We start from the raw sequence: 25,004 nt of genomic DNA, 5'->3' as shown, positions 1-25,004 counted from the left end.
CCTCTCCTGCGGGTGCCCATCGCACTGGACGACCGGCTGACTTCGGAGGAGAGATGACCGACACGACTGATTTGCTCGCGCGGCGCAACGCCGCCCTGGGGGCGGGCGCGCCGCTGTTCTACGAGGTGCCGCTGCACATCGTGCGCGGCGAAGGCGTCAACCTGTTCGATGCCGATGGCCGGCGCTATGTCGACATGTACAATAACGTTCCCTGCGTCGGGCACGCCAACCCGCACGTCGTCGAAGCGATGGCGCGCCAACAGGCGACGCTGAACGTGCACAGCCGCTACCTGCACGAAAGCGTGGTGGCCTTTGCCGAGCGCCTGGCTGCCCTGCACGGCCCCGCGATCGAGAGCGTCATCCTGAGCTGCAGCGGCACCGAGGCCAACGAGGTGGCGATCCGAATGGCGCGCTTTGCCACCGGCAAGCGCGGCGTCATCTGCACCAATGCGACCTACCACGGCAACAGCGAGCTGGTGGGCTCGCTGAGCCGCCTCAACCAGCAGCCTGACCCTGACGCAAACCCGGCGGTGCGCGGCATCCCCTTTCCCGAGAAGTACCGCCCGATCGCCGCCAACCTCAGCGAGGCCGAGCTCCGCGACGCCTACCTGGCGCGTCTCGGCGACGCGATCGCCGCCCTGAAGGCCAACGGCGAGGGCGTCGCGGCGCTGATCGTCTGCTCGATCCTCGCCAACGAAGGCCTGCCTGACATTCCAGCCGGCTTCATGCCGCGCGCCGCCGCCATGGTGCGTGCAGCGGGTGGCCTGGTGATCGCCGACGAGGTGCAGGCGGGCTACGCGAGGACCGGCACCTGGTGGGGTTACGAGGTGACCGGCTTCACGCCGGACATCGTCGTCACCGGCAAGCCGATGGGTGCCGGCCTGCCGCTCGCCGCCACCGCGGCGAGCCGCGCCCTGGTCGAGACGTTCCGCGCCAAGACACGCTACTTCAACACCTTCGCCTCCTCCCCGCTGCAGGCGGCGGTCGGCATGGCCGTGCTGGACGAGATCGAGAACCGAGATCTGCGCACCAACGTCGCCACGGTCGGCGCCGCGCTGAAGGCGTCGCTGACCCAGCGCAAGGGCGCCAGCGCAGCGATCGGCGACGTGCGTGGCCACGGTCTGTTCGTCGGCGTCGAGCTGGTGAAACCGGCCGATGGGTCGCCCGACATGGAGCTCGCCAAGCGGGTGATCAACCGGCTGAAGGACAAGGGCTTCCTGACCAGCAACGCCGGCGCCTTCGCCAATGTCGTGAAGCTTCGGCCGCCGCTGGTGTTCTCGCACGAGAATGCGGCCCAGTTCCTCGACGCCTGGGACGAGACCATCGCCGAAGTCGCGGCATGACGGAGGCCGAGCAATCCTACGCGCCGGCCGCACGGCAGGCGCTGGCGGCGTTCGGCGTCACGCCGGCCGATCTGAGCTTCGTGAACATGAGCGAGAACGTCACCTTCCGCGTGACCGACTCGCGCGACGGCGCGCAACTGGTGCTGCGGCTGCATCGACCATGGTACCACGACATCGAGGAGCTGAAGTCGGAGCATCTGTGGACACGCGCGCTGGTCGACGCCGGCGTGGCGGCGCCCGAACCGCTGCTGACGACGGGCGGCGAGAGTTTTGCACAGGTCGACATCCCCGCCACCGGCGAGCGGCGCTGGGCCGGCCTTGCACGCTGGGTGAACGGCGAGCTGCTGGACCATGTCGTCGAGCAGGAGACCGACCCGGCTGCGACTTTGCGTTACTTCGGCCAGCTCGGCGCGCTCATGGCGGCGATGCACGACCAAGCGACCGGCTGGTCGCCGCCCGTCGGTTTCCGGCGGCACGCGCTCGACGCGGACGGTCTGCTGGGACCGGCGCCCTTCTGGGGCCCGTTCTGGGACCATCCGATGTTCTCTGCCGATGAACGCGACCTGCTGCTGCATCAACGCGACACGCTGCACGCCGCGCTGGTGCGCTACGGCAAGCCGGCGCGCACCTTCAGCCTGATCCATGCCGATCTGCATCCACGCAACGTCGTGATCGACGGCAGCCATGCCGCGGTCATCGACTTTGACGACGCGGGATTCGGCTGGCACCAGTACGACCTTGCGGTCGCCCTCGTCTCCTATCAGGATGACGAGGCGTTCCCGGCCATGCGCGACGCCTGCATAGCCGGCTATCGCTCGGTGCGGACGATCACCGAGCAGGACCTTGCCCTGCTGCCGATGTTCCTGCTGATCCGTGACATGGCGCAGATCGGTTGGTGCGGTCAGCGCCCCGAGCTGCCGCGCGCCGGGCGCCTTGCAGTGTTGCGCGAGCGCGTCTGCCGCATCGCGGCGCGCTTCGAACCGGTGTGCTGAACTCTCATCCTCTCACCGCCTTCAGCCTCTGCAGCTCGTCCAGCGCCCGCACGAAGCTGTCGGCCGGAGTCGAGGCCGGATCGATCAGCCGGTGCAGGCGGAAACCATCCTCGAGAGCGAGCAGCATGGCGCTGCCTTGCGCCGGGTCGCCGATACCGATCCTGGCCAGGATCTCGGCGACCAGGGCGCGGCGCATGCGCAGCCGCTTGGCAAGCTCGGGACGCCGCCGCTCGGAGCGCGCGGCGAACAGGATCAACTCGATATGCAGGAGCGGCGCACGGCCCAGCGGATCGTCACGGTTGCGATCAGAGGCGCGCAGCGCGGCGACGAAGGCATCCGGCGTGCGATGGTGCGCCAAGAGCTCGCGGTGATGCCGGATGGAGCGATCGACGTGGTCCTCCAGCATGGCGATGATGAGCTCGTCCTTGTCGGAAAAATTCGAATAGAAGGCGCCGCGCGTCAAGCCGGCGGCGGCGGCGATCGCTTCGATGCTGGCGGCACCGATGCCCTGCTCCTCGAACACCTCGGCGGCGGCCTGGAACAGCTTTTCCCGCGTCTCCTCGCGGGTCGGTCGGGTTTCTTCCTCGAGGCGATGAAGCCCGCCTTCCGGGAGGACCCCTATCCATTCTACGAGCGCTTCCGCGGCGCCAACCCGCTGCTGCGCGTCGCCGACACGATCTGGTTCGCCTTGGGGCACGCCGAGGTGGCCGCCATGCTGCGCCGACCGCTTCTGTCGACCGACGAGCAGCAGCACGCCACGACCGAGGCCGGCAACTCATCCGATCCCAACCGCGCGCGCAGCCTGCTCTTCGCGGACCCGCCGGGCCACACGCGATTGCGCGGCCTGGTCGCCCACGCCTTCACGCCGCGTCGCATCAAGGATCGACGCCGTCGATGTCGATGGCGACAGCATCACGGCGCCTATCCTGTTTTCACGGGCGCCAGCTTTGCCGTCATCACGCTCGCCGCTTCGTTCGCCTTCCACGAACGCCTGTTGCCCACTCATCTCCTCGGCATTGGCCTCGTGGTGACCGGAATCGTTCTGGTCACGCGATGAGCTGCGGCCCGCGTACCAGCTTGCCGGGCAGCGCGCCGGTCGCCTCGCCGTCGCGATAGGTGACGGCGCCCGACACGATGGTGGCGCGGTAGCCCTGCGCCTTCTGCAGCAGGCGCTTGCCGCCGGCCGGCAGGTCCCATTTCATCATCGGCGCCTCGACCCTGAGCTTGTCGAAGTCGATGACGTTGAGGTCGGCCTTGTAGCCCGCCGCCACCCTGCCTCGATCTCCGAGACCGACGGCGCGGGCATTGTCGAGGGTCTGGCGCTTGACCAGCCACGACACGTCGAGCCTGCCGGTCGCCCGATCGCGGCCCCAATGGGCCAGCAGCGAGGTCGGGAACGAGCCGTCCGAGATCAGGCCGACATGCGCGCCACCGTCGCCCAGGCCGATCAGCGTGTGCGGGCTCTGCATCATCTCGCTGCAGCAATCGAGATTGTAGGCGGCGAAGTTGGCGAACGGCGCGAAGATGAAGTTCCTGCCCTCGCCCTCGATCAGGTAGTCGTACACGACCTCGCGCGGATCGCGGCCCTCGCGGCGGGCGCGGGCGCCGAGCGAGCTCTCCTGGGCCGGCTCGTAGTCCGGCGGGTCGCCCAGCGGGAACATGCGGTCGTAGTCGGTGAGTCGCGCCGCCATGTCAGAGCGCAGCGGTTCGTGGGCCTCCTTCAGGAGCTGCGTGCGGAAGGCCGGATCGCGCATGATCGCCAGACGCTCGGCGACCGTCTTGTTGGCGATCGCCTTGTAGGAGCGGCACATCGAGAACGGGATGCGGCTCGCCTGCAGGCCCTGCAGCACGCCAATCGGCCGCGGCGCGACCTGCGCCTTGGCGGCATGGCCCTTGGCCGCCAGCCCTTCGACCAGGCCGAGCAGGCGGCGCCAGCTCTCGGGCTTGGAATGGCGCTGCGCCAGCGAGACGGAAAACGGTCGCGCCGATGCGGCGAGCAGGCGCTCGATCATCTCGAACTCGCTCTCCGGGCTCGGCGTGTTGAAGTCGGAGATGAACTCGATGACGCCGCTGCCGGCATCCTTCATGCCGAGCGCGATGCCCAAGAGCTCGGCTTCGGAGGCGCGCAGCGACGGCGTCGGATCGCCCTTGACCGTACGGTGATTGAGCGTGCGCGAGGTCGAGAAGCCGAGTGCGCCGTCGCGCATCGCCTGGGCGGCAAGCACGCGCATCTGCGCCACTTCCTCCGGCGTCGCCTCCTCGAGCCGGGCGGCCCGCTCTCCCATGACGAACACGCGCAGCGCGCCATGCGGCAGCTGGGCACCGAGATCCATGTCGCGCGGCCGCGCGTCGAGGGCGTCGAGATACTGGCCGAATGATTCCCACGACCAGTTGAGCCCTTCGTCGAGCGCGGCGCCGGGAATGTCCTCGACGCCTTCCATCAGCTCGATCAGCCGCTGGCGATCCTCAACCTTCACCGGGGCGAAGCCGACACCGCAATTGCCCATGACCGCCGTGGTGACGCCATGCCAGCTCGACGGCTGAAGCCGCGAATCCCACGTCGCCTGGCCGTCATAGTGGGTATGGATGTCGACAAAGCCCGGCGTCACCAGCAGGCCCTTGGCGTCGATCTCCTCGGCGCCGTGGCCGGCCACCGAACCGACGGCGGCGATCTTGCCACCCTTCACCGCGACGTCCGCTTCGCGCAAGGGCGCTCCGGTACCATCCGCCACGCTGCCGCCCCGCACCACCAGATCGAATTCCGCCGCCATGGTCGCTTCTCCCGAGCTAGCTTGGCCTTGAATATACCTCGATTCGCCCTATGCCCGGCACCTTCCGGGTCCGCAGGGCGGATTGGTCATTGTTCCTTGAGAATGCAAGTATTACATTTTTGAAGAGTGCGCGGACGACGCGGCCCGCGGCAACGGCATAGACGCTGTCGGAGATTGCTGCGACAGCATCGCCGTCAGACCCATGATTACGATCTGCAAGGTTCTCGATCGCCTGGAAGCGACGTTTCTCGTCGATGACGTTGTGCCGGCTCGGCGATGCGGCCGACCTGGGCTGCGCTCACCACTCTGGGCGCGCGGCTGGTGGCAGTGGGTGCCTTGCCGATCCTCGGCGAGACGGTATTGCCCGATTTTGCGAAGAGCGGGCTGGCCGTCGAATGAGTCACCCGACCGCCCAACGTGGATTGTGGCAGCCCGCCGCGCGCCCGATGTGCGCGACGGGGGTGCCGCTCAGTAACCCGCCGGTCTCGCCTTGAACGCCGCCGCCTTCTCCAGCGCCGCCGCCGCGCGCAGCATCGTCTCCTCGTCGAACGACCGGCCGATCAGCTGCAGGCCGAGCGGCAGGCCGTCCTTGTCGAGGCCGGCCGGCACCGAGATGCCGGGCAGGCCCGCCATCGAGGCCGGGATGGTGAACATGTCGTTGAGATACATGGTCACCGGATCATCCATCTTGTCGCCGGCGGCGAAAGCCGCGGTCGGCGCCGTCGGCGTCAGCAGCACGTCGCACTTGGCAAACGCCTCCTTGAAGTCGCGGGCGATCAGCGCACGGACCTGCTGCGCCTTCCTGTAGTAGGCGTCGTAGTAGCCGGCCGACAGCACGTAGGTGCCAATCAGGATGCGCCGGCGCGTCTCCTTGCCGAAGCCGGCGCCGCGTGTGTTCTGGTACATCTCGATCAGGTCCTTGCCGGGGACCCTGAGGCCGAAACGCACGCCGTCGTAGCGCGCCAGGTTGGACGAGCACTCCGCCGGCGCCACGATATAGTAGGCTGGCAGCGCGTACTTGGTGTGCGGCAGGGAGACCTCGACTGGCACCGCGCCGGCCGCCGCAAGCATGTCCATACCCTTGTCCCACAGCGTCACGATCTCGGGCGACGTTCCGTCGACGCGATATTCCTTGGGAATGCCGACCTTGAGGCCGCGGATGTCCGGGTTGCGCGCCGCTGCGGCGAAGTCCGGCACGGCGAGCGGCGCCGAGGTCGAGTCCTTGGGATCATGGCCGGCCATGCCCTGCAGCAGGAGCGCGCTGTCCTCGACGGTGCGGGCGAACGGACCGGGCTGGTCGAGCGAGCTCGAGAAGGCAACGACGCCCCAGCGCGAGCAGCGGCCGTAGGTCGGCTTCAACCCGACGATGCCGCAGAAGGCGGCCGGCTGGCGGATCGAGCCGCCGGTGTCGGTGCCGGTGCTGCCCGGCACCATGTAGGCCGCGACCGCCGCCGCCGAGCCGCCCGACGACCCGCCCGGCACCAGCTTGCGGTTGTCGCCACGCCGCTTCCACGGATTCTCGACGCCACCGAAGTAGCTCGTCATGTTCGACGAGCCCATGGCGAACTCGTCGAGGTTGGTCTTGCCGACCATAACAGCGCCGGCCTTCCACAGGTTCTCCGTCACCGTACTCTCGTACTGCGGGACGAACCCTTCGAGGATGTGCGAAGCCGCCGTCGTCTGTACGCCGTCGGTGCAGAACAGATCCTTGATCGCGAGCGGCACGCCCTCGAGCAGGCCGGCCTCGCCCTTCGCCCGGCGGGCGTCGGATGCCCTGGCCATCTCGCGCGCCCGGTCGGGCGTCTCGGTGATGAAGGCGTTGAGAGCGCGATGCTCGTCGAGCTTCCGGAGGTGCGCCTCGGCGACATCGAGCGCGCTCGCCTCCTTACGGGCGAGCGTCGCCACCAGCTCGGTGAGCGTGAGATCGGTCAGGGACGCCATCGTCTACTCCACCACCTTCGGCACGGTGAAGAAGCCGCCGGCGTTCTTGTCGGACGGATCGATATAGATGGCACCGCCCGGCGCATTGGCCAGCACCCGGCCGGCGATCCCGCCATCGGTCACCTTGTCCTCGCGCAGCGGCAGGGTCACGTCGGATACCGAAGCCAGCGGCGCCACGTCGCGCGTATCAACTTCGTTCAGTTGCTCGATCCAGGCAAGGATCCCCGACAGCTCGCCGGCCAGCGGCGCCAGCTCCTCGTCAGGCACTTTCAGGCGGGCGAGCCGCGCGATGCGCGCCACCGTATCCTTGTCGAGCGACATGGCTGCTGCTCCAAACTCCTTGAACGGCGCGGTTGGTAGCCGGTTTGCGGCAGCCTGTCATCCCGAGCATCATCTCCTCCCCAGCTTCGCTGGGGAGGTGTCCGCGCCTTCGCAGACGGAGGGGTCATGAGCATCGCGATTGTGGCTCATGACCCCTCCGTCGCCGAAGACGGCGACACCTCCCCAGCGAAGCTGGGGAGGAGAACAGGTCAAGACGCCGCCTTGCCTTCGTTTTCGGCGACCCGGCGGGCGGCCACGGCTTCGATCTCGGAGCGGACCGACGGGCGCTTCTCGAGCAGGGCGCGGAAATCCTTGCGATAGAGAACCAGCAGATGGCAGTAGCCATCGGCGATGACGTCGGCGCTGCGCGGGCGGTCGCTGACCAAGCCCATCTCGCCCACGAAATCGCCCTCCTTCAGCGTGACCTGGAAGCCGGCGCCTTTCACCGTCACCTGGCCGGCGGCGATGAAGAACATCGAATCGGAGGGACCGCCGATGCGGATGAACTTCTCCCCCGGAAAGGCTACGACGGCACGCAGGCGCTTGCTCACCTCGACCACCGCATCGTGGTCGAGCGAGGCGAAGATCGGCACCCGTTCAATCATTGTGGCCAGCTCAAGGCCGAGATCGAGCGGCGGACGGTCGGCGATGGCGCTGCGTCGCTCGCCGAGCTGGTGGATGAGGTCGTCATAGACCTCGCGGCCGATGATGCCCTCGCGCAGGCGCCGGGAATACTCTGCCGATTCGAACCGGATAGCCGCCCGCTCGAGCTGGCGGGCCGAGATCGACTCGGCATAGCCCGAATACTGCAGCGACAGCGCCTTGAGAGCGCTGTCGACCGCCTGCTGCCGCCCTTGGATGACCGAGGTCAGCTCGGCCTCGGCATCGGCGCCGAGCAGGTCCGCGATCGACTCGGTGTTGAACGCCGCCAGCTCGGCCAGGACGCTCTGCGAGACCATCAGGATCTCGAATCGATCGGCGAGACGTTCCGTCAGCATCTTCTGCCAGCCGAGCCGACGATGCAGCCAGAGAGCGATACGAAACCCCCGGTCGGGCCGCGAGATCTGCGACAGCCACTTCTCGTAGCCCGCGACGCCATTGTCGCGCACGGCATCGATCAGACGGTCGGCGCGAGCGGCCATCACTGCCACCATCCGCCGCGACAGGGTCTGCTGCTCGAACAGGTCGAGGTAGAGTTCCTTCTCGCGCGTGCACAGGGTGATCAGGCCGACCTTGACCCGCTCGTCGAGATCGAGCGCGAGTTCGGGTGGCACCGATCCGATCTCCTCGCTGCCTGCCGAGCTGGGATCGACATCAATGCCGTCGACGCGGGCATTGTGCTGCCGAATGATCTGCCGCAGATGGCGATCGACATTGGCGCGCGACAGGGCGAGGACGCGATCGCGCAGGGCGAGCTCGAGGCGGCTCAGCTTGTCGAGGCCGAGGAGCCGCATCACCAGGCCCAGCGTCGGGGCATTCACGAACAAGGTGACCAGCACGAACAGCACGGCCAGCAGGGCCACGAACTCGCGGGTGCTCTCGGGCAGGGCGTCATTGCCGAAGACCACCATGGCGAGAACGATGGTGACCGCGCCGCGCAGGCCGCCCCACACGAGGATCGTCTTGTAGCGGACGTTGACGGGCTGGACGAGGCGCACCTTCTCCAGCACCGGCAGCATGCCGAAGACCACCACGGCCCGCGCCACGAAGGCGCCGACCGCCACGGCGACGACGCCCCAGGCGTCCAGCCAGCTCATATTGGCGAGGACGTTGGCTGCCACCATCGAGGCCAGCACGAAGATCAGGCAGTTGGCCCAGAATTCAAGCTGTGCCCAGATCTGGCGCAAGGTCACCCATTGCTGCGGATGCAGGTGGGTCGGCCCATAGGCCGCGACCGTCAGGGCGGCCATGACCACCGAGACCACGCCCGAGATGTGGAGATAGCGGTCGGCGAGGATGAAGCTCAGGTAGCTCAGGCTGACGGTGACCGAGGCGATGGCCGCATCCGAATCGCCGAGCCGCGGCAGCACCAGCATGGCGACGCGCGCCATCAGGAAGCCGAACATCAGCCCGCCCACGAACTCGCGCAGGAAGGTGGCGATCGCCCCCGTTGGATCGGCGGCGATGCTCATCGAGGTCGGACCGGGCGACGCCTGGCTCACCAGGATGGTCGTGAACAGGCCGAAAGCCGCAATGGCGACGGCATCGTTCAGAAGGGATTCGCCCTCCGCCAGGATCGACAGGCGCTTGGGCGCCCCGACGTCGCGGAAGATACCGATGACGGCCGCCGGATCGGTGGTCGACACTACCGCCCCCAGCAGCAGGCAGACAACGATGTCCATGCCGGTCGCCAGGCGCACCACGCCGGCCACGCAGGCGATGCAGACCAGGACGGCGACGACGGCGAGCAGGAGAACCGCCGATACCTCGTCGAACAGGCGGCGGACGTCGATCGTCAGGCCGGCGGTGAAGAGCAATGGCGGCAGGAACAGGGGCAGGAACATATCCGTGCCCACCTCGAGCTTGTCGAGCCCGACAAAGGCGTCGCCCAGGGCCCCCAGCTTAACGTTGGCGGAAACCAGCCACGTTCCCAGGAATCCCAAGGCCATGCCGGCGATAGCGAGCAGAACGGTGTGGGGCAACCGGAAGCGCTCGGCCATCGGCACCAGCAAGCTGACCACCATCAGCACCATCGCGATTGCCAGCACGGCATAGATCGTATCGGTCACCTGACGAAACTACTCCTGTTGGGTCGCGCGGTCGGTTCCGTTATAGCCTCGACCCTGCGTCGGTTCGACGGCGGAAAAACGCCGCCGTCCTGCATCGCGAAGTTCTCGCGGACGACCCGCGCGCTAAGGGTACTACCTCATGGCTGTCGTCGAATTTGCACAACTCAAGTCCCTTGTAGGCAGCGGTCGGCTGATGGCGCTCGATGTCGGCAGCAAGACGATCGGGATTGCCACATCGGATGCGCTGCGCATGCTGGCCACGCCACTCAAGACGCTGAAGCGCGGCAAGCTCGCCGCCGACCTCGCCGAGCTGGACACGGTGGTCCGCAAGAACGGGATCACGGCACTGATCATCGGTTTGCCGCTCAACATGGACGGCACGGAGGGACCGCGCTGCCAGTCGGTGCGGCAGTTCGCGGCCAACATCGCCAATCACGGGCCTGCCTTTGTGGCCGGCCTGCCCGTCGTCTTCCAGGACGAACGCCTCAGCACCGCCGCCGTGACGCGCGGCATGATCGACGACTACGACATGAGCCGCGCCAAGCGGGCCGAACGGGTCGACGCGGCAGCGGCGGCCTGGATCCTCGAATCGGCCCTGGCCCGGCTGCGCGGCGCGGCGGGTTGATCTTTCATGTCCCTCCCTAGCGAAGCTGGGGAGGTGCCCCCGTAATCGGGGGCGGAGGGGTCATGAGCAGCGGGACTGAGGCTCATGACCCCTCCGTCGCGTATGACGCGACACCTCCCCAGCTTCGTTGGGGAGGAATGAAAGGCATCACCCAGCACCACACTCCGGCGTCGTCACCGCACGCGCCGGCGGCTCAGCTGTAAGCGAGCGCAGGAAGGCGACCAAGTCGGCCTGGTCGTCGGCCGACAGGGCGAGCGGACGCACGAGCGGGACGCCGTCGCTGTGCAGGCGGTCGGGGTCGACCTCGGAATAGTGGCGCACGACGTCCTGCAGGGTCGCCAGCTGGCCGTTGTGCATGTAGGGGCCGGCGCTGCCGAGCTGGCGCAGGCCGGGGACACGGAACTCGCCGAAATTGGCATGCAGGCGCTGGACATGACGGGTCCGCAGCGCCCCGGCATCCGATTTGTCGTCGTTGTACGGGCCCAGCCGGTTGAAGGGGCTGGCCGCCAGCTTGGCGAGGCCTCCCATTCGCCCGGAATCGACCACGCCGGGCCGGACGAAGAACGGAACGCCGACATCGCCGAACTCGCCGTTGGTGAAACGCGGCCCGAAATGACAGGCGTTACAGTTGCCAATGCCGACGAAGATCTTCAGGCCACGCTGCGCGGCAGCCGGATAGTGCGCGGCCGCTGCGGAGTCGCCGGCCACCAGGGCATCGCGAAAGTCGTCGAATGCGGTACGCGGGCTGACCAAGGTCTCCTGGAACGCCGCCAACGCCTTGGCCGCTTCGACCAGAACCGCCTCGTCATCCTGGCCCGGCGCCGTGCCGAACGCACGACGGTAGAGGCAGCTCAATGTCGGCTCGCCGCGCAGCAGGGCAGCGACGCGGCCGGCGCTGGCGGCCATCTCGCGTGGGTCGATGATCGGCCGCAGGGACTGCGCCCACAGCGAATCGGCAGCGCCGTCCCAGCCGAACCAGTAGCCCTGGCCGACGTTCCACAAGGATGGCGTGCGTCGATCGAGCCCGACCCGGCCTCGCGCGCGGGCGCGGCCGTCGCTCCAGTTGCGCTCGGACTGGTGGCAGCTGGCACAGCTCAGGGTGCCATCGCCGGACAGCCTGACATCGTTGAACAGGCGCTCGCCGAGCGCGATCGCCGCCGGTCTGCCCGACACACGGTTTGACGGATCGAGCGTCGCCGGCGGCGGCCACGGCCCGTGCGCGCCGATCGCGCGGACCTCGTCTTCCGACCACCGAGGTTGCGCCAGGCCCTGCGCGTTCACGCCCACGATCAGCGTCACGACCAGCAGAGCGGCGCGCCAGGCGCTCGCTTTCCGCCGACCACGCGCTTCTCGCCGGCCCGTCATTTGACGACGATCTCGTGGTTCAGCCGCTCGGTTTCCGAACCGGCTCGCACATCGATGTCGAGCTCCCAGCGGCCGGGCATGTGGAACACCAGGCCTTCGGCGCGGAAGCGGCCTTCACCGGCCGACACGATGGTCGCCCGGTAGTTCATGCCGTGCCGATGCTCCGGCATGTGCGCATCGACGGCCAACAGCTCGGCCGGATCGTTCTTCCGCGTGCACACGTTGAACAGCAGCGAGAAGGGTTGGCCGACCTCGATGCGCATCGGCTCGGGCCGGAAGGCGATCATGGCGCGATCCGAGAACACCACCCAGCCGGTGCCGCGCCCGAGATCGAGCGGACAGTCGGCCGAGGCCGCCATCGGCCAGACGGACAGGGACGCCGCGAGCAAGAGTGCCGGAAGCGACGCTCTCACCGCCCCTGCCCGAACAGCCTGTCGCCATTCTCGTAGGCGATCTTGCGCGCCACGTCGGCCGGCAGATCGGCCAGCCACTGGCGGGACCACCGTGCATGCTCGATCACGTAGTGCCAGCGCTCGGGCGTGAACGTATCCGTCCCGACCACGAAACGGTCGGGGAACTCGAGGAAGGCCTCGCGCCAGCCCGGGGCCACCTTGCCGTTGGACGCGTGGGAGGTCAGGAAGGCAAGATCGCACCACAGGGTCGAATAGCGGCGCAGCATTGCCCGCACCTTCTCCGGCCGCTCGAAGCCGGAATGCGCCCACAGCACCTTGGCGGCCGGATCCTGCTGAAAATGCCGGTCGACCGCGTCGGCGTCGGAATGCGAATGCAGGTAGAGACCATGCTTCCGCGCGAGCTCGACGACCTTGCGCATGTTGGGCAGGTCGGCATCGGCGCCATAGATGTGGAACTCGCCGATTGCCACGTAGCGGCGCTTGGCCAGGAGATCCTCGAGAAAGGGGATCAGGGTCGGATCCTTCGCCCAGGTCGAGATCTCGCCGCGCGAGCGGTACGGCCTGAGCTCCGGGACGATGAGCTCAGGCGCCACGTCCTGCAGCATCCGCGTGCCTTCGTTGTTGGAGCTCGAGACCATCGCGCGCTTGACGCCGGCCTTCTTCAGGATCTCGACCACCTGCTTGGGCGGCACGGCTTCCCAGGCGTCGTGGCTGTAGTGCATGTGGGCGTCGAAGATCGGCAGCTCCTGATCGGCGCCAGCCGGGCCGGTCCAACTCACGCAAGCGGCTGCGGCGAGGCAGAGAAAATGGCGAGCGAGGCGCATCAGCGGCGGTCCTTTGCAGTCCATGCGTAATTGAAGCTAATCGAGATGCGCTCGCCGGAGAAGCGTGCCGGCGGCACCTCATGGCGCAACCAGCTTTCGAACAGCACGAGGTCGCCGGCCTGCGCCGCTACGCTGACGAACGCCCGGAAGCGTTCCGGCGCGTCGGCGTGCCGCGGCGGGGTCGCCATGTGGCGGGACAGCCGCGGGTCCTCGAACTTCAGGCGACCGGCGCCCTTGGGCACGGTCACGTAGTAGGTGCCGCTGATGAACGACGACGGATGGAGATGCATCGAGTGGACGGTGCCCGTCCCCATCACGTTGACCCAGCAGTCGGTCATGACGAGCGCACGGCCCGCCAAGTCGTAATGCAGCGCACTGGCGAATGCCTTGACGCGCGGATCGATGCGCCGGCGCAGCTGAGCGAACAGGGACGACACGAGATGCAGGCGGTCGAGCGAGCCGTACGACGTGTAGCCGCCGAGATAGTGCTCGGCCGACCAGCGCTGGCCCGCCGGGTCTGATGCGGCGAGCGAGCGGCATTCATCGGCGAGCGCCTGGTTGAACCGGTCCAGCTCGAAACCTGTGAGTTTTTCCTGGGCCACGAGCGTCGGGAATAGGGCACGGATCGCCATAGCGTGATTATCCGTGATGCGGGGCCGTCGTGCTATGCTTCGGTATGCTTACCGACGGACAGATCGAAACCTATCGACGCGACGGCTACCTGGTGATCCCCCGCCTGATCCGGGGCGAGCAGCTGGCCGAGCTTCGCGCCCTCACCGATCGGATCGTCGCCGACGCCCGCGGCATCGACAAAAGCGACGACCTCTATGATCTCGAGCCGAGCCATCGTGCCCAATTGCCGCGCGTGCGGCGGCTCAAGCCTACGCTGTTCAAGCGCCACGAGTTCTTCCACCGGCTGGTCCGCGACCCTGCCATCACGTCGATCCTGGCGCAGCTGCTCGGGCCGGCGATCCGCCAGCATGGCGGCAAGCTCAACATGAAGTCGGCGGGCTACGGCTCGCCGGTCGAATGGCACCAGGACTGGGCCTTCTATCCCCATACAAACGACGACGTCCTGGCGACCGGCATCTATCTCGACGATTGCGATCTCGACAACGGCCCGCTGATGGTCGTGCCGGGAAGCCATCACGGCCCGACGTTCGATCATCATGCGGGCGGGCGCTTCTGCGGCGCCATGGACCCTGCGACCTGCGGGCTCGACCTCGCCAAGGCCGTGCCGCTCATGGGGCCGGCGGGTTCAATGACCATTCACCATGCGCGCCTCGTTCATGGCTCGGCCCTGAACCAGTCCAACCGCCAGCGCCGCCTGCTGCTGCACGAATACACCGCGGCCGACGCCTGGCCCCTGATGGGCGTCGCCAATTTCGACGAGTTCAACAGCCGCATGGTGCTGGGCGACCCCACCATTGAGCCGCGGGTGGTCTCGGCGCCGGTGCGCATGCCCCTGCCCGCTGCCGACCATCAGGGCTCGATCTACGAGAACCAGCGCGGTACCGGCCGGCGGTTCTTCGAGCCTCCCGTCGAACTGTCGGTGGAGCATGCGCGCGTCGGCTAAAATCCTGGGCTTGGTGCTGGCATTCGCCCTGACCAGCCCGGCCGCCCACGCCGCCGATCAGCTCAAGATCGGCCAGGGCCGCGGCTCGATCGACTTCGGCATCGGCGATTCCAAGATCTTCCGCACCACCGGCGGCTTCAAGCAGTGGCACGGCAAGGTCAATGTCGACGAAGCCGATGTCTCGCGCAGCAGCGTCGAGGTCGAGATCGACACCAGCAGCATCCAGATGCTGGACAGCCAGCAGACGGTAATGCTGAAGGACAGCGACTTCTTCGACGTCGCGAAGTTCCCGGAGATGACCTTCAAGTCGACGAAGATCGAGCGCACCGGCGACAATGCCCTGAAGGTCGAGGGCAACATCACGCTGCGCGGCATCACGCGGCCGATGACGCTCGACGTCACGGTGAGCGACCGTCGGCCCGACGCGGCGCCGGGCTCGCGCTACGCCCGCTTCCGCGGCTTCGGCACCATCAAGCGCTCCGAGTTCGGCATGACCAAGTATGTCGACATGGTGGGCGACACCGTCGAGCTCTCTATCACCGCCGACGCCTGGCGCTGAGCGTGGCGGCGGCACCTTTGTTCAGTGTCCTATGCGTGCCTGAGCGGTCCGGCGTGGTGCTGGGTCGTGCACACTTCTTGTCATCCTGAGCGCAGCGAAGAGTCGCCCATTTGCCCTCTGACGAGAACGCTGGGGCGACCATGACCGGACGAGCCGAGCCGACCCACCATCCGGCTGCCAAGGCGCTGCACTGGATCACCGCGCTCCTGGTGATCGGGCTTCTCGGCGTCGGGCTTTGGATGACCGACCTGCCGCTGGGCTTCACCAAGCTCTACGCCTACGCGTGGCACAAGTGGATCGGCCTGGTGGTGCTGGCGCTCACCGCCGTCCGCCTGTCGTGGCGCCGGCGCCATCCACCGCCGCCATTGCCAGATTCGGTTGCTCCCTGGCAGGCCGCGCTGGCACGGATGGCGCACTGGGCCCTCCTGGGATTGCTCGTCGCCATGCCGGTGAGCGGCTGGCTGATGAGCTCCGCGGCGGGCGTCAGCGTCACTTGGTTCGGCTACCTTCGGCTGCCCGATCTGGTTCCGCGCGAGCAGGACTTGTTCGAGACCCTGCGAACCACCCACCATGTCCTGGCGCGCTGCCTGATCTCGTTGCTGGTGGTGCATGTCGCGGCCGTCGTGCACCATGACGTCGTGCGCCGACATGGCGTGTTCCGGCGGATGTGGCCTTTTGGAGGATCCTGATGCGCCGCTGCCTCGCGCTCGCTGCCCTGCTGTTCGCCGCCCCCGCCCTCGCTGGGCCGCAGGATCCGTGGGCGATCGACCCGCGTGCCAGCAAGCTCGACTTCACCGCCAGCCAGGTTGGCGCGCAAGTCAGCGGACGCCTGCCGACCTGGACAGGCACCATCATGCTCGACCCTGCCGCGCTGGCAGCGGCGCGCATCGACATCAGGATCGAGATGTCGCAGGTCAGCACCAACAACCGCGACGTCGATTCCCTGATGAAGGGCCCGAACTTCCTCGACGTCCTGAAGTTTCGCGAAGCCCGCTTCGTGTCGACCCACATCACGGCCAAAGGCGGCGATCGCTACGAGGCACAGGGCAAGCTCACCATCCGCGACATGACCCGCGACGTCGTGCTGCCATTCTCTCTGACCATCGTCGACGACCCGGCACAGCCCGGCCGCGTGCGCGCCACGGCACGCGGCCGCCTGGGCCTGAAGCGACTCGACTACGGTGTGGGCCAGAACGAATGGGCCAGCACCGGCCAAGTCTCCAACGAGGTTACCGTCGACGTCACCGTGGTCGCGAGCCGGCCGCGATGATCGGGCGGCGTCCCCTCCTCGCGGGCGCCGCCGTCACGCTCGCGATGTGGACGCCCGCCGAGGCCGAGGGACCATGGCCCCACTGGTTCGGAGCCTATGCCGGTGTGCTGCAATTCTATCGCTCGATCCCGCTCGAGGACATCTATCCGCCGCCCCAGACGCCCCGGCTTGACCACGACGACCGCGCGCCATTCGGCGTGCAGTTCGACATTCGCGCCGTCGGCTCGGAGGGGGTGATCTGGTTGCGCCTCGACGGTGGGCCGATGCTGACTGCCGAGCGCGGCGAAACCCTGTGCTTCGGTCCGCTGATCGACGGCGTCGCCTTGCTCGCCTCGGCCAATGCCGTACCGGCGCCGCGTTCCGCGACGCTTACCCTGCGGGCGGACCTGTTCAGCACCGAGGCATTGTTCAGCCATGCCGACGGCAGCTTCTGGCGCCGCCACTTCACGGCTCGCTTCACGCCGACGGGCGTCGATCTGATCGTCTGGGTGTTCGACGCCGCCGGCACCCGGGCGCGCACCTGGCGCGGTACGGCGGCCAGGCGGGACTGACGCCGCTCGGAGCCTTCCCGACCAGACCTGCAGAGGTCGCGCCAGTTCCAGCCGACCAGCGACGACAGGATTTCGAACACGCGGCCGCCGCCGGCCTTATCTCGACGGGGTGCAACGCTTGTGCTCCGCGCAGGCCTTCAGCGCAACGGCGCGGTCATAGCGGTAGGCGCTTCCAGGCATGAACCTCACGCCTCCGGCCGCGGGCCGACGTAGTTGGATTGCGGGCGGATGATGCGGCCGCCCTTCTCCTGCTCGAAGATGTGCGCGCACCAGCCGGCGGTGCGGCCGACCGCGAACAGCGCGGTGAAGGCGCTGCGCGGTATCTCCAGCGCCTCGAGCAGGAGCGCCGTGTAGTACTCGACATTGGTATCGAGCCGCTGGCCCGGTTTGTACTTGCGCAGCGCCGCGATCGCGCCCTGCTCGACGGCGGCGGCGTAGGCCAGCCGGCCGGCGGTCGACGGCAGGGTGGCGACGATGTTCTTCAGCACGTCGGCGCGCGGGTCGCGGACCTTGTAGATGCGATGGCCGAAACCCATCAGGCGCGTGCCCTTGGCGAAGGTCTCGGCGAACCACGCCTCGGCGCGCGCGGCGTCGCCGATTTCGTCCAGCATGTCGAGCACCGGTCCGGGCGCGCCGCCGTGCAGCGGCCCCTTGAGCGCGCAAAGCGCCGCCAGGACCGCCGAGATCAACCCGGCCCGGGTCGAGCTCACGACGCGGGCCGTGAAGGTCGAGGCGTTGAAGCCATGGTCGGTGATGGTGGCGAGATAGGTGTCGAGCGCCGCCTCGAAGACGACGCCGGCCCGTTGGCCGCGGATCATGCGCAGCAAATCCTGCGCCGTGGACAGACCAGGATCGGGTGCGATCGGCGGCAGACCCTTCTCGGCATTGAGAAGGGCGGCGAGAAACACCGGCATGGCGCCGCACACCAGGTAGTGATGCGGCGTCGTCTCGCGGTCGGGCAGCATGCCGACGCCGACGCGCAGCGCCTCGACTGGATTGAGGCCGCGCGTCGCCGCCACCAGTTTCGGCACCTCGGCAAAGGCGCGTACGCGCGCCGCCGCCAACCCGTCGCGGGCCGCGGCGACATCGCCATCGCCGCCTGCCGCGGGAGGGGCGTAGCCCTGCCACAGCAACGCCGCGACTCCTTCGAAGCCGCGCGTCGTCACCAGTTCCTCGATCGCATGTCCGCGCACGATCAGGCGGCCGGCTTCGCCGTCGACCTCGCTCATCACCGTATCGGCCACGACCACCCCGTCGAGGCCGCTGTCCACTCGCGTCAGCAGCATTGACATTCCTTTCCTCGGATCGCCGGCAAGGTCGCGGTAGCAAAAAATATTGTCAATCTTGATTATATTGATCAATATCAATACATGGCTCACGAATTCCTGACCTCCAAAGAAGCGGCACGACGGCTTGGCGTCTCGGCTGCGACGCTCTATGCCTATGTCAGCCGCGGCCTGCTGCGCTCCGAGCCGCTCGACGGCAGCCGCGAGCGGCGCTACCGCGCCGACGATGTCGCCCGGCTGCGGCGCCGTCGGGAGGTCGGCCGCAAGGCCGAATCGATCGCCAACCACGCCCTCGATTTCGGCACCCCGGTGCTCGAATCGGCGCTGACCCTGATCGAGAACAACCGCCTGCACTACCGCGGCATCGATGCCAGTGCGCTCGCCCGTACGGCCTCGCTCGAGGAGGTCGCTCAGCTGCTGTGGCAGTGCCACGACAGCCCCTTCGCCGCCGACAACCTGCCACCTCTCTCAACGCCGCTGCGCCGCGCCTGGTTGGCCGCGGCCACGCTGGCGCCGGTCGACCGCTGCCTGGTGCTGCTGCCGGCCGCCGCTGCGCTCGACCATGCGAGCTGGGTGGAGGACCGCACGGCGATGCTGGAGACCGGCGTCCGGGTGATGCGGCTGCTCGCCGCCGCCGTCACCGCGCAGCCGCTGTCGCCGCGGCCGGTGCACGAGCAGCTCGCGGCGGCGTGGCGCGTGCCCGACGCGCGCGCGCCGCTGCTGCGGGCGGCGCTGGTCCTGTCGGCCGATCACGAGTTCAACGCCTCGGCCTTCGCCGCCCGCGTCGTGGCGTCGACCGGCGCCAATCTCTACGGCGCCACCATGGCCGGCCTGGCCGCCCTGAACGGACCGCGGCACGGCGGCCTGACGCGCCGCGTGTCGACGCTGTTCGACGATCTGAGCAAGGCTTCCGACCTCGACGCCGAGCTGGCCCGCCGGCTGCGCGATCGCATTTACATCCCTGGCTTCGGTCATCAGCTCTATCCCGACGGCGACGTCCGCGCCGCGACGCTGTTCGCCCTGCTGCGCGAGGCGATGCCGCGCTCCGCCGAGCTCGCCTTCGCCGAGCGGCTGGCCGCCGCGGTCGAGCGGCTGATCGACCGGCCCGCCAATGTCGACTTCGCGACCGTGACGGTCGAGCGCGTGCTCGGCCTGCCCAAGGACTCGGCGCTGGCACTCTTCCTCCTCGGGCGCAGCGTCGGCTGGATCGCGCATGCGCTCGAGCAGGCGGCACATGGCGCCTTGATCCGGCCGCGCGCCCGCTATACGGGTCCGCGTCCTGGAGCCGAGGCCGGTCCGCCATGAGACATGCCCTGATTGTCATCGACATGCAGCAAGGTCCGTTCGGAGGCTCGCCGCCCTGGCATGACGTGACGGGCCTCATCGGCAGAATGAACCGGCTGGCCAACGCAGTGCGGTCGACGGGCACGGTGGTCTTCATCCAACACGACGAGCCGCCGGGCGATCCCTATCATCCGGACTCCCCCGGATCCCGCTTCCTCTCGGCGCTCGATGTCCGACCCGCCGACGCCGTCATCCACAAGCAAGCCTGCGATTCGTTTCTCGATACCCCCGCTCGAGGCGTTCCTGCGTGCGCAATCGATCGACCGGCTGATCATCACCGGGCGGGTTGTTATCCACCAAACCGTCGCCTTGCGGGCGCGGCGCGGGCGTGCTTAACGTCACGCTTTAGTGACAACAAAATGGGCGGGCGTGCCGAGGTTGCCCCATCTTCTCGGCATCGAAGGTCTTGCGCCTGAAACGATTTCGGGTCTGCTCGACCTTTCCGAAAGCTATATCGACCAAAATCGATCCCTCGACAAAAGGCGTGACCTGTTGTCGGGGCGCACCGTGATCAATCTCTTCTTCGAGAACTCGACACGCACGCGCACCAGCTTCGAGGTCGCCGCCAAACGGTTGGGCGCCGACGTGATCAACATGGATGTCGCCACATCGTCGGTGCGAAAAGGCGAGACCCTGCTCGACACGGCGATGACGCTGAACGCCATGCGGCCCGACGCCATCGTCGTGCGGCACAGCGAATCGGGCGCCGTCAATCTGCTGTCGCAGAAGGTCAACTGCGCGGTCATCAACGGCGGCGACGGCCAACACGAGCATCCGACGCAGGCGCTGCTCGACGCGCTCACCATCCGCCGCCGGCGCGGCAGCCTGCAGGGTCTCCTGGTAGCGATCTGCGGCGACATCCTGCACAGCAGGGTCGCGCGTTCGAACATCCATCTGCTGCAGATCATGGGTGCGCGCGTGCGCGTGGTCGGCCCGCCCACCCTGATGCCGACCGACATCGAGCGGATGGGCGTCGAGGTCCACTACAGCATGAAGACCGGCCTGCGCGACGTCGACATCGTGATGATGCTGCGCCTGCAGACCGAGCGCATGCAGGGCTCCTTCGTGCCGTCGATCAGCGAGTATTTCCGCTTTTTCGGCCTCGATCACGAGAAGCTCGAGGTCGCCAAGCCCGACGCGCTGATCATGCATCCCGGCCCGATGAATCGCGGCGTCGAGATCGATTCGGAAGTCGCCGACGACATCGACCGCTCGGTCATCCACGAGCAGGTCGAGATGGGCGTGGCCGTGCGCATGGCCTGCCTCGACACGCTGATCGGCGGGCGCCGCAACGCGCTCGCGGGAGCGGCGGCATGAGCGGCGCCATCGATCCCGGCGCGCCGCAGCACAGCGGGTCGACCGCCTACATCAACGCCCACATCGTCGATCCCCTGGGCGATGCCGAGTATCACGGCGCCGTCCTGATCAGCGACGGCAAGATCGCCGATTACGGCCCCCAGCTGTTCGCCTCGGGCGCGCCCTACGGCATCCAGTCGATCGACTGCCGCGGCCTGCGCCTCGCCCCCGGCCTCGTGGATACGCGCGTCCACACCGGCGAGCCGGGCGAGGAGCACAAGGAGACACTCAAGAGCGCCGGCGCCGCCGCCGCCGTGGGCGGCATCACCTCGATGGTGCTGCTGCCCGACAACGAGCCGCCATTCGACGACGCCTCGCTGATCGAGTTCGTCGCCCGGCGCGCCCGCCAGATCAGGCTCACCAACATGTACGCCTATGGCGCCCTGACCGTCGGGCTGGAAGGCAAGGAGCTGGCCGAGATGGGCCTGCTGGCCGAAGCCGGCGCAGTGGCCTTCACCGATGCCGATCATGCGGTCGGCAACGCCCAGGTGATGCGCCGCGCACTCTACTACGCCAAGGCGTTCGACGCGCTGATCGTTCACCTGCCGCAGGAGCCGACGCTGTCGGGCGGCGTGATGACCAGCGGCGAGATGGCGACGCGGCTCGGTCTCGCGGGCAATCCGCCGCTCGCCGAGGTCATGATGGTCGAGCGCGACATCCGGCTGGCCGAGATGTCGGGCGGACGGATCCATCTCACCAAGATCTCGACCGCCGAATCGGTCGCCGCCATCGCCGCCGCCAAGGCGCGCGGCCTGCGCATCACCTGCGACACCGCCGCACCCTATTTCGCGCTGAACGATCTCGCGGTCGGCGACTACCGAACCTTCGGCAAGCTGGTGCCGCCGCTGCGCGCCGAGAAGGACCGGCTGGCCGTCGTCGAAGGCCTGCGCGACGGCACCATCGACGCCATCGTTTCTGACCACCGGCCGCAGGACCAGGATAGCAAGCGCGTGCCGTTCGCCCAGGCCGAGCCGGGCGGCATCGGGCTCGAGACGCTGCTGCCGATCTCGCTCGAGCTGGTGCACAACGGCTACCTCACCCTGCCGCACCTGTTCCGCCTGCTGTCGAGCACGCCGGCCCGGCTGTTCGGCCTGCCCGGCGGCAAGCTTGCCAAGGGTGCGCCAGCCGACCTCGTCGTCTTCAATGCCGACCATGCTTGGCGGGTCGATCGCGACGAGCTGTGGAGCAAGACCAAGAATTCGCCGTTCGACGAGCGGCCGGTGCAGGGCCGCGTCATGGCCACCATCGTCGGCGGCCGGACGATCTACCGCGACGACAGCTTTGTCACAGCCGCCCGCGCGGCCTGATCGCTGCCCGGAAAACCGCCTCCAATCCGCCATTTCGTCTGGTATTGTCGGCGGCGTCCCGACCGTCGCTTCCGCAAGGGCCTTCCCATGCTCAAGACCTCTCTCCTTCTCGTCGCCGCAACGGCGGCCGCCGCCGGCGCGAGCCATGCCCAGCAGCGCGGCCAATCGCGCGACGACCTGCTCGATGCGCTGACGCGGCACATCCAGATCTGCGCCGAGATCACCGAAACCCAGCAGCGCCTGTCCTGCTACGATCGCCTGCAGACCCAGGTCGGTGGAGTGTCGCCACAGCCGGCGGTAACGCCGACGCCGCTTCAGGCTCAGCCCCAGACGCCGCCACAACCGCAACCCCAGCCAACCACCGGTACCTCGATCAGCAGCGCGCCGCTCACGCCGCAGCCCTTGACGCCGACGCCCCCCACGCCGACACCGCTGGCGCCCCAGCCGCAGCCTCTGGCGGTTCCCGGCGGCGGCACGGCGACCCTGCCACAGACGCCTGGCGTCGCACGCGATCCCGATGCCGCGTTCGACCCGCGCACGGCGATGACGCCCCAGCCCGGACAAGCCGGCCCGCGGCCGCAGACCAGCATGCGCCGGTCGGGCGCGCGGCCCATTCCCAGCGCCTCGAGCCCTCAACCTCTGGTGACCCTGGGCGCCGCCAACCTGACCTATGGGCCGACCCGCTACTGGCAGGTCACGGTGACGCTCACCTCGAACACGCCGCGGGCGGTCAACACGCAGGCGGAATGCACCTTCATGAATGCCGGCCGCCCGGTCGGCACCGACTATCTCGGACCGGTCATGATCCAGCCGGGCGAGCAGATCACTGCCGAGCTGATCGGACCGCCCACCACCACTTACGTCGATTCGAGCAACTGCAAGCTCCTGAGCCCGTGAGCCGATGGCCTCCACGCTGATCGTCCTGCTGGCACCGTTCCTGCTCGGCTACCTGCTGGGCTCGATCCCGTTCGGCCTGCTGCTCACGCGGGCCGCCGGGCTGGGCGACATCCGCAAGGTTGGCTCCGGCAACATCGGCGCGACCAATGTCCTGCGCACTGGCCGCAAGGGCTTGGCTGCTGCGACTCTGCTGCTCGATGCGCTGAAGGGCGTGGTGGCCGTGCTGATCGCCGACCAGATCGGCCAGCTCGCCGCCGTCGGCGCGGCCGCCGGCGCCGTGATCGGCCACATGTTCCCGGTGTGGCTCTCGTTCAAGGGCGGCAAGGGCGTGGCGACGACGCTCGGCATCATGTGGGGCCTCTCCTGGCCGGTTGGCGCCATCGCCTGCGCTGCCTGGCTGCTGTTCGCCGCCCTGTTCCGCTATTCCTCGCTGGCCGCCTTGTTGAGCGTCGTGATGGCCGCGATCGCCGCCTGGTTCCTGACCGACCCGCGCGCGGCGACGCTGCTCACGCTGCTGGTGCCGCTGGTCTGGGTGCGTCACCACGAGAACATCGGCCGCCTGCTGAACGGCACCGAGACCAAGATCGGCCAACACGCCAAGCCGGCGGCGTAGTCAGAAGAGGACGTCATGCGCCGGGAGCGTGCTACGCCGTGACGCTCTTCTCTTTAGATCACACATCCCATGAGCGCCACGGAGTGGCACGCTCCGAGCGATGAATCCTTGATCAGCGCAGTCGCGTATTGCCGTCGGGGCTGCCATCCTCGCTGCCGACGCCGTGGTGGACGAACAGCGACAATCGTCAAGCCGACGAAGAGTTCCGCGCCCGGCGACCGGCACCTGCCGCCTCTTTCTCCTTCAGCCGCATGCGCTGCTTGCCGCGGTCGCGCTCGCCCACCGGCTGGAAGCCGGCCGCCTCGAACATCGGGATCGTTCCGGTGTAGGCGAAGGCCGCCGGGATGGATTTACCGAACTTGCCCGGGCGTACCGGGTAGGCCTCGACCACGGTACCGCCGCGCCGCCGCACCGCGGCGACCGCAGCCGCGATCAGGGCCGAGGCGACACCCTGCCGGCGATGGCCCGCCTTGACGAAGAAGCAGGGCAGCGACCACACCCGGTCGGCATCGTCGCAGGCGAGCGACGGCGCGCGATCGAGCTTGCCGAGCTCGCGCCGCCGATCGAAGGCCGCCCAACCGACCGGTACCCCGTCGACGTACGCCAGAACGCCGTGGGCGCGGTCCTCCTCGACCAGGGCGCGGAAGCGGCGCTTGTTCACCGCGCCCTTTATCTCCGACCAGTCCTCGCCGCGCGCCTGGCGCCAGAACATGCACCAGCAGCCGCCGCAGGCGCCGTTGCTGCCGAACAGCGCTTCCAGATCGAGCCACAGATCGGACGTGAGCTCGCGTGTCGTCAGCTTGGGGTCCATGGCGACAGTCTGGCGACGTTGCCGGCCGCCGTCGACGCGCCATCGATGGGCGTCGGGCATCGACCGGTCCAACCGATCATTGATCGGAACCCGACCGCTCGTTAGGGTCG

26 protein-coding genes are annotated in these 25,004 nt (G+C 68.2%); 15 read left to right on the top strand and 11 right to left on the bottom strand.

What is annotated here, in order from left to right; translation table 11 throughout:
* The first annotated feature begins 53 nt into the window (after positions 1 to 53).
* Together ACILR9_RS20620 and ACILR9_RS20615 are read left to right on the top strand one after the other, a co-directional pair.
* On the top strand, positions 54 to 1,343 hold the full coding sequence (locus ACILR9_RS20620) for an aspartate aminotransferase family protein (RefSeq protein WP_395711840.1): 1,290 nt from the start codon (positions 54 to 56) through the stop codon (positions 1,341 to 1,343).
* Positions 1,340 to 2,335: a phosphotransferase enzyme family protein gene (locus tag ACILR9_RS20615; protein ID WP_395711839.1), complete on the top strand. Its 996-nt coding sequence runs from the start codon at positions 1,340 to 1,342 to the stop codon at positions 2,333 to 2,335. The genes ACILR9_RS20620 and ACILR9_RS20615 overlap by 4 nt, the downstream gene beginning before the upstream one ends.
* Before the next feature lie 4 nt (positions 2,336 to 2,339).
* On the opposite strand, the gene ACILR9_RS20610 is transcribed toward ACILR9_RS20615, so the two are convergent.
* Entirely contained in the window at positions 2,340 to 2,957 is a 618-nt protein-coding gene (locus ACILR9_RS20610) for a TetR/AcrR family transcriptional regulator (RefSeq protein WP_395711901.1), read from the bottom strand.
* Here ACILR9_RS20610 and ACILR9_RS20605 point away from each other — a divergent pair.
* Positions 2,928 to 3,392 (top strand): hypothetical protein, encoded by a 465-nt coding sequence (locus ACILR9_RS20605; RefSeq protein ID WP_395711905.1) that lies wholly within the window; start codon positions 2,928 to 2,930, stop codon positions 3,390 to 3,392. The two genes, ACILR9_RS20610 and ACILR9_RS20605, sit on opposite strands and share 30 nt — an antisense overlap.
* On the opposite strand, the gene ACILR9_RS20600 is transcribed toward ACILR9_RS20605, so the two are convergent.
* The 4 genes from ACILR9_RS20600 to ACILR9_RS20585 all read right to left on the bottom strand — a co-directional run bounded on the left by ACILR9_RS20600 (position 3,382) and on the right by ACILR9_RS20585 (position 10,097).
* Positions 3,382 to 5,106 (bottom strand): amidohydrolase family protein, encoded by a 1,725-nt coding sequence (locus ACILR9_RS20600; RefSeq protein ID WP_395711838.1) that lies wholly within the window; start codon positions 5,104 to 5,106, stop codon positions 3,382 to 3,384. The two genes, ACILR9_RS20605 and ACILR9_RS20600, sit on opposite strands and share 11 nt — an antisense overlap.
* A 468-nt stretch (positions 5,107 to 5,574) precedes the next feature.
* Positions 5,575 to 7,047 carry an Asp-tRNA(Asn)/Glu-tRNA(Gln) amidotransferase subunit GatA gene (gene gatA / locus ACILR9_RS20595; protein ID WP_395711837.1) on the bottom strand — a complete coding sequence of 491 codons (1,473 nt, stop codon included), beginning with the start codon at positions 7,045 to 7,047 and terminating at the stop codon, positions 5,575 to 5,577.
* Between the two features lie 3 nt (positions 7,048 to 7,050).
* On the bottom strand, positions 7,051 to 7,368 hold the full coding sequence (gatC, locus tag ACILR9_RS20590) for an Asp-tRNA(Asn)/Glu-tRNA(Gln) amidotransferase subunit GatC (protein WP_395711836.1): 318 nt from the start codon (positions 7,366 to 7,368) through the stop codon (positions 7,051 to 7,053).
* A 209-nt stretch (positions 7,369 to 7,577) separates the two neighbouring features.
* Positions 7,578 to 10,097 (bottom strand): cation:proton antiporter, encoded by a 2,520-nt coding sequence (locus ACILR9_RS20585; RefSeq protein WP_395711835.1) that lies wholly within the window; start codon positions 10,095 to 10,097, stop codon positions 7,578 to 7,580.
* 139 nt (positions 10,098 to 10,236) lie between these two features.
* On the opposite strand from ACILR9_RS20585, the gene ruvX reads away from it, so the two are divergent.
* Positions 10,237 to 10,722 (top strand): Holliday junction resolvase RuvX, encoded by a 486-nt coding sequence (gene ruvX / locus ACILR9_RS20580; RefSeq protein WP_395711834.1) that lies wholly within the window; start codon positions 10,237 to 10,239, stop codon positions 10,720 to 10,722.
* 147 nt (positions 10,723 to 10,869) lie between these two features.
* Here ruvX and ACILR9_RS20575 read toward each other — a convergent pair whose 3' ends face one another.
* The 4 genes from ACILR9_RS20575 to ACILR9_RS20560 are packed head-to-tail and all read right to left on the bottom strand — an operon-like array spanning position 10,870 to position 13,956.
* Positions 10,870 to 12,087, bottom strand: a complete 1,218-nt coding sequence (locus ACILR9_RS20575) for a cytochrome-c peroxidase (protein ID WP_395711833.1) — start codon at positions 12,085 to 12,087, stop codon at positions 10,870 to 10,872.
* Positions 12,084 to 12,500, bottom strand: a complete 417-nt coding sequence (locus tag ACILR9_RS20570) for a hypothetical protein (RefSeq protein WP_395711832.1) — start codon at positions 12,498 to 12,500, stop codon at positions 12,084 to 12,086. Before ACILR9_RS20570 ends, ACILR9_RS20575 begins: the two co-directional genes overlap by 4 nt.
* Positions 12,497 to 13,279: an amidohydrolase family protein gene (locus tag ACILR9_RS20565; protein ID WP_395711831.1), complete on the bottom strand. Its 783-nt coding sequence runs from the start codon at positions 13,277 to 13,279 to the stop codon at positions 12,497 to 12,499. The genes ACILR9_RS20570 and ACILR9_RS20565 overlap by 4 nt, the downstream gene beginning before the upstream one ends.
* A gap of 44 nt (positions 13,280 to 13,323) precedes the next feature.
* On the bottom strand, positions 13,324 to 13,956 hold the full coding sequence (locus ACILR9_RS20560) for a TIGR02466 family protein (RefSeq protein WP_395711830.1): 633 nt from the start codon (positions 13,954 to 13,956) through the stop codon (positions 13,324 to 13,326).
* Between the two features lie 44 nt (positions 13,957 to 14,000).
* Between ACILR9_RS20560 and ACILR9_RS20555 the strand changes: the two genes are divergently transcribed.
* From ACILR9_RS20555 to ACILR9_RS20535, 5 genes are all read left to right on the top strand, one after another.
* The gene (locus ACILR9_RS20555) at positions 14,001 to 14,900 is read left to right on the top strand and encodes a phytanoyl-CoA dioxygenase family protein (protein ID WP_395711829.1); all 900 of its coding nucleotides are present in this window, start codon (positions 14,001 to 14,003) and stop codon (positions 14,898 to 14,900) included.
* Positions 14,884 to 15,459 (top strand): YceI family protein, encoded by a 576-nt coding sequence (locus ACILR9_RS20550; protein WP_395711828.1) that lies wholly within the window; start codon positions 14,884 to 14,886, stop codon positions 15,457 to 15,459. Before ACILR9_RS20555 ends, ACILR9_RS20550 begins: the two co-directional genes overlap by 17 nt.
* A 140-nt stretch (positions 15,460 to 15,599) precedes the next feature.
* Positions 15,600 to 16,148, top strand: coding sequence for a cytochrome b (locus tag ACILR9_RS20545; RefSeq protein ID WP_395711827.1), 549 nt, complete (start codon positions 15,600 to 15,602; stop codon positions 16,146 to 16,148).
* Entirely contained in the window at positions 16,148 to 16,729 is a 582-nt protein-coding gene (locus tag ACILR9_RS20540; RefSeq protein ID WP_395711826.1) for a YceI family protein, read from the top strand. Before ACILR9_RS20545 ends, ACILR9_RS20540 begins: the two co-directional genes overlap by 1 nt.
* Complete coding sequence (locus ACILR9_RS20535) at positions 16,726 to 17,280, top strand: hypothetical protein (protein WP_395711825.1); 555 nt, start codon at positions 16,726 to 16,728, stop codon at positions 17,278 to 17,280. The genes ACILR9_RS20540 and ACILR9_RS20535 overlap by 4 nt, the downstream gene beginning before the upstream one ends.
* A 185-nt stretch (positions 17,281 to 17,465) precedes the next feature.
* Here the strand turns inward: ACILR9_RS20535 and ACILR9_RS20530 are convergent, their stop codons facing one another.
* On the bottom strand, positions 17,466 to 18,566 hold the full coding sequence (locus ACILR9_RS20530) for a citrate synthase/methylcitrate synthase (protein WP_395711824.1): 1,101 nt from the start codon (positions 18,564 to 18,566) through the stop codon (positions 17,466 to 17,468).
* 84 nt (positions 18,567 to 18,650) lie between these two features.
* Here ACILR9_RS20530 and ACILR9_RS20525 point away from each other — a divergent pair, with 84 nt between their 5' ends.
* From ACILR9_RS20525 to plsY, 6 genes are all read left to right on the top strand, one after another.
* Complete coding sequence (locus ACILR9_RS20525; RefSeq protein ID WP_395711823.1) at positions 18,651 to 19,871, top strand: citrate/2-methylcitrate synthase; 1,221 nt, start codon at positions 18,651 to 18,653, stop codon at positions 19,869 to 19,871.
* Positions 19,868 to 20,326, top strand: a complete 459-nt coding sequence (locus tag ACILR9_RS20520; protein ID WP_395711822.1) for an isochorismatase family protein — start codon at positions 19,868 to 19,870, stop codon at positions 20,324 to 20,326. The genes ACILR9_RS20525 and ACILR9_RS20520 overlap by 4 nt, the downstream gene beginning before the upstream one ends.
* Positions 20,259 to 21,227 carry an aspartate carbamoyltransferase catalytic subunit gene (locus tag ACILR9_RS20515; protein ID WP_395711821.1) on the top strand — a complete coding sequence of 323 codons (969 nt, stop codon included), beginning with the start codon at positions 20,259 to 20,261 and terminating at the stop codon, positions 21,225 to 21,227. The genes ACILR9_RS20520 and ACILR9_RS20515 overlap by 68 nt, the downstream gene beginning before the upstream one ends.
* The gene (pyrC, locus tag ACILR9_RS20510) at positions 21,224 to 22,573 is read left to right on the top strand and encodes a dihydroorotase (RefSeq protein ID WP_395711820.1); all 1,350 of its coding nucleotides are present in this window, start codon (positions 21,224 to 21,226) and stop codon (positions 22,571 to 22,573) included. Before ACILR9_RS20515 ends, pyrC begins: the two co-directional genes overlap by 4 nt.
* 87 nt (positions 22,574 to 22,660) lie before the next feature.
* A complete protein-coding gene (locus ACILR9_RS20505; RefSeq protein WP_395711819.1) occupies positions 22,661 to 23,470 on the top strand; it encodes a hypothetical protein in 810 nt (269 codons plus the stop codon).
* Between the two features lie 4 nt (positions 23,471 to 23,474).
* The gene (gene plsY / locus ACILR9_RS20500) at positions 23,475 to 24,083 is read left to right on the top strand and encodes a glycerol-3-phosphate 1-O-acyltransferase PlsY (RefSeq protein ID WP_395711818.1); all 609 of its coding nucleotides are present in this window, start codon (positions 23,475 to 23,477) and stop codon (positions 24,081 to 24,083) included.
* A gap of 187 nt (positions 24,084 to 24,270) precedes the next feature.
* Here plsY and ACILR9_RS20495 read toward each other — a convergent pair whose 3' ends face one another.
* Entirely contained in the window at positions 24,271 to 24,954 is a 684-nt protein-coding gene (locus ACILR9_RS20495; RefSeq protein ID WP_395711817.1) for a GNAT family N-acetyltransferase, read from the bottom strand.
* Positions 24,955 to 25,004: the final 50 nt, after the last annotated feature.

This window comes from Reyranella sp., from assembly GCF_044224635.1.
Lineage (GTDB): Bacteria > Pseudomonadota > Alphaproteobacteria > Reyranellales > Reyranellaceae > Reyranella.
This window is presented reverse-complemented; position numbering and strand designations above follow the sequence as displayed.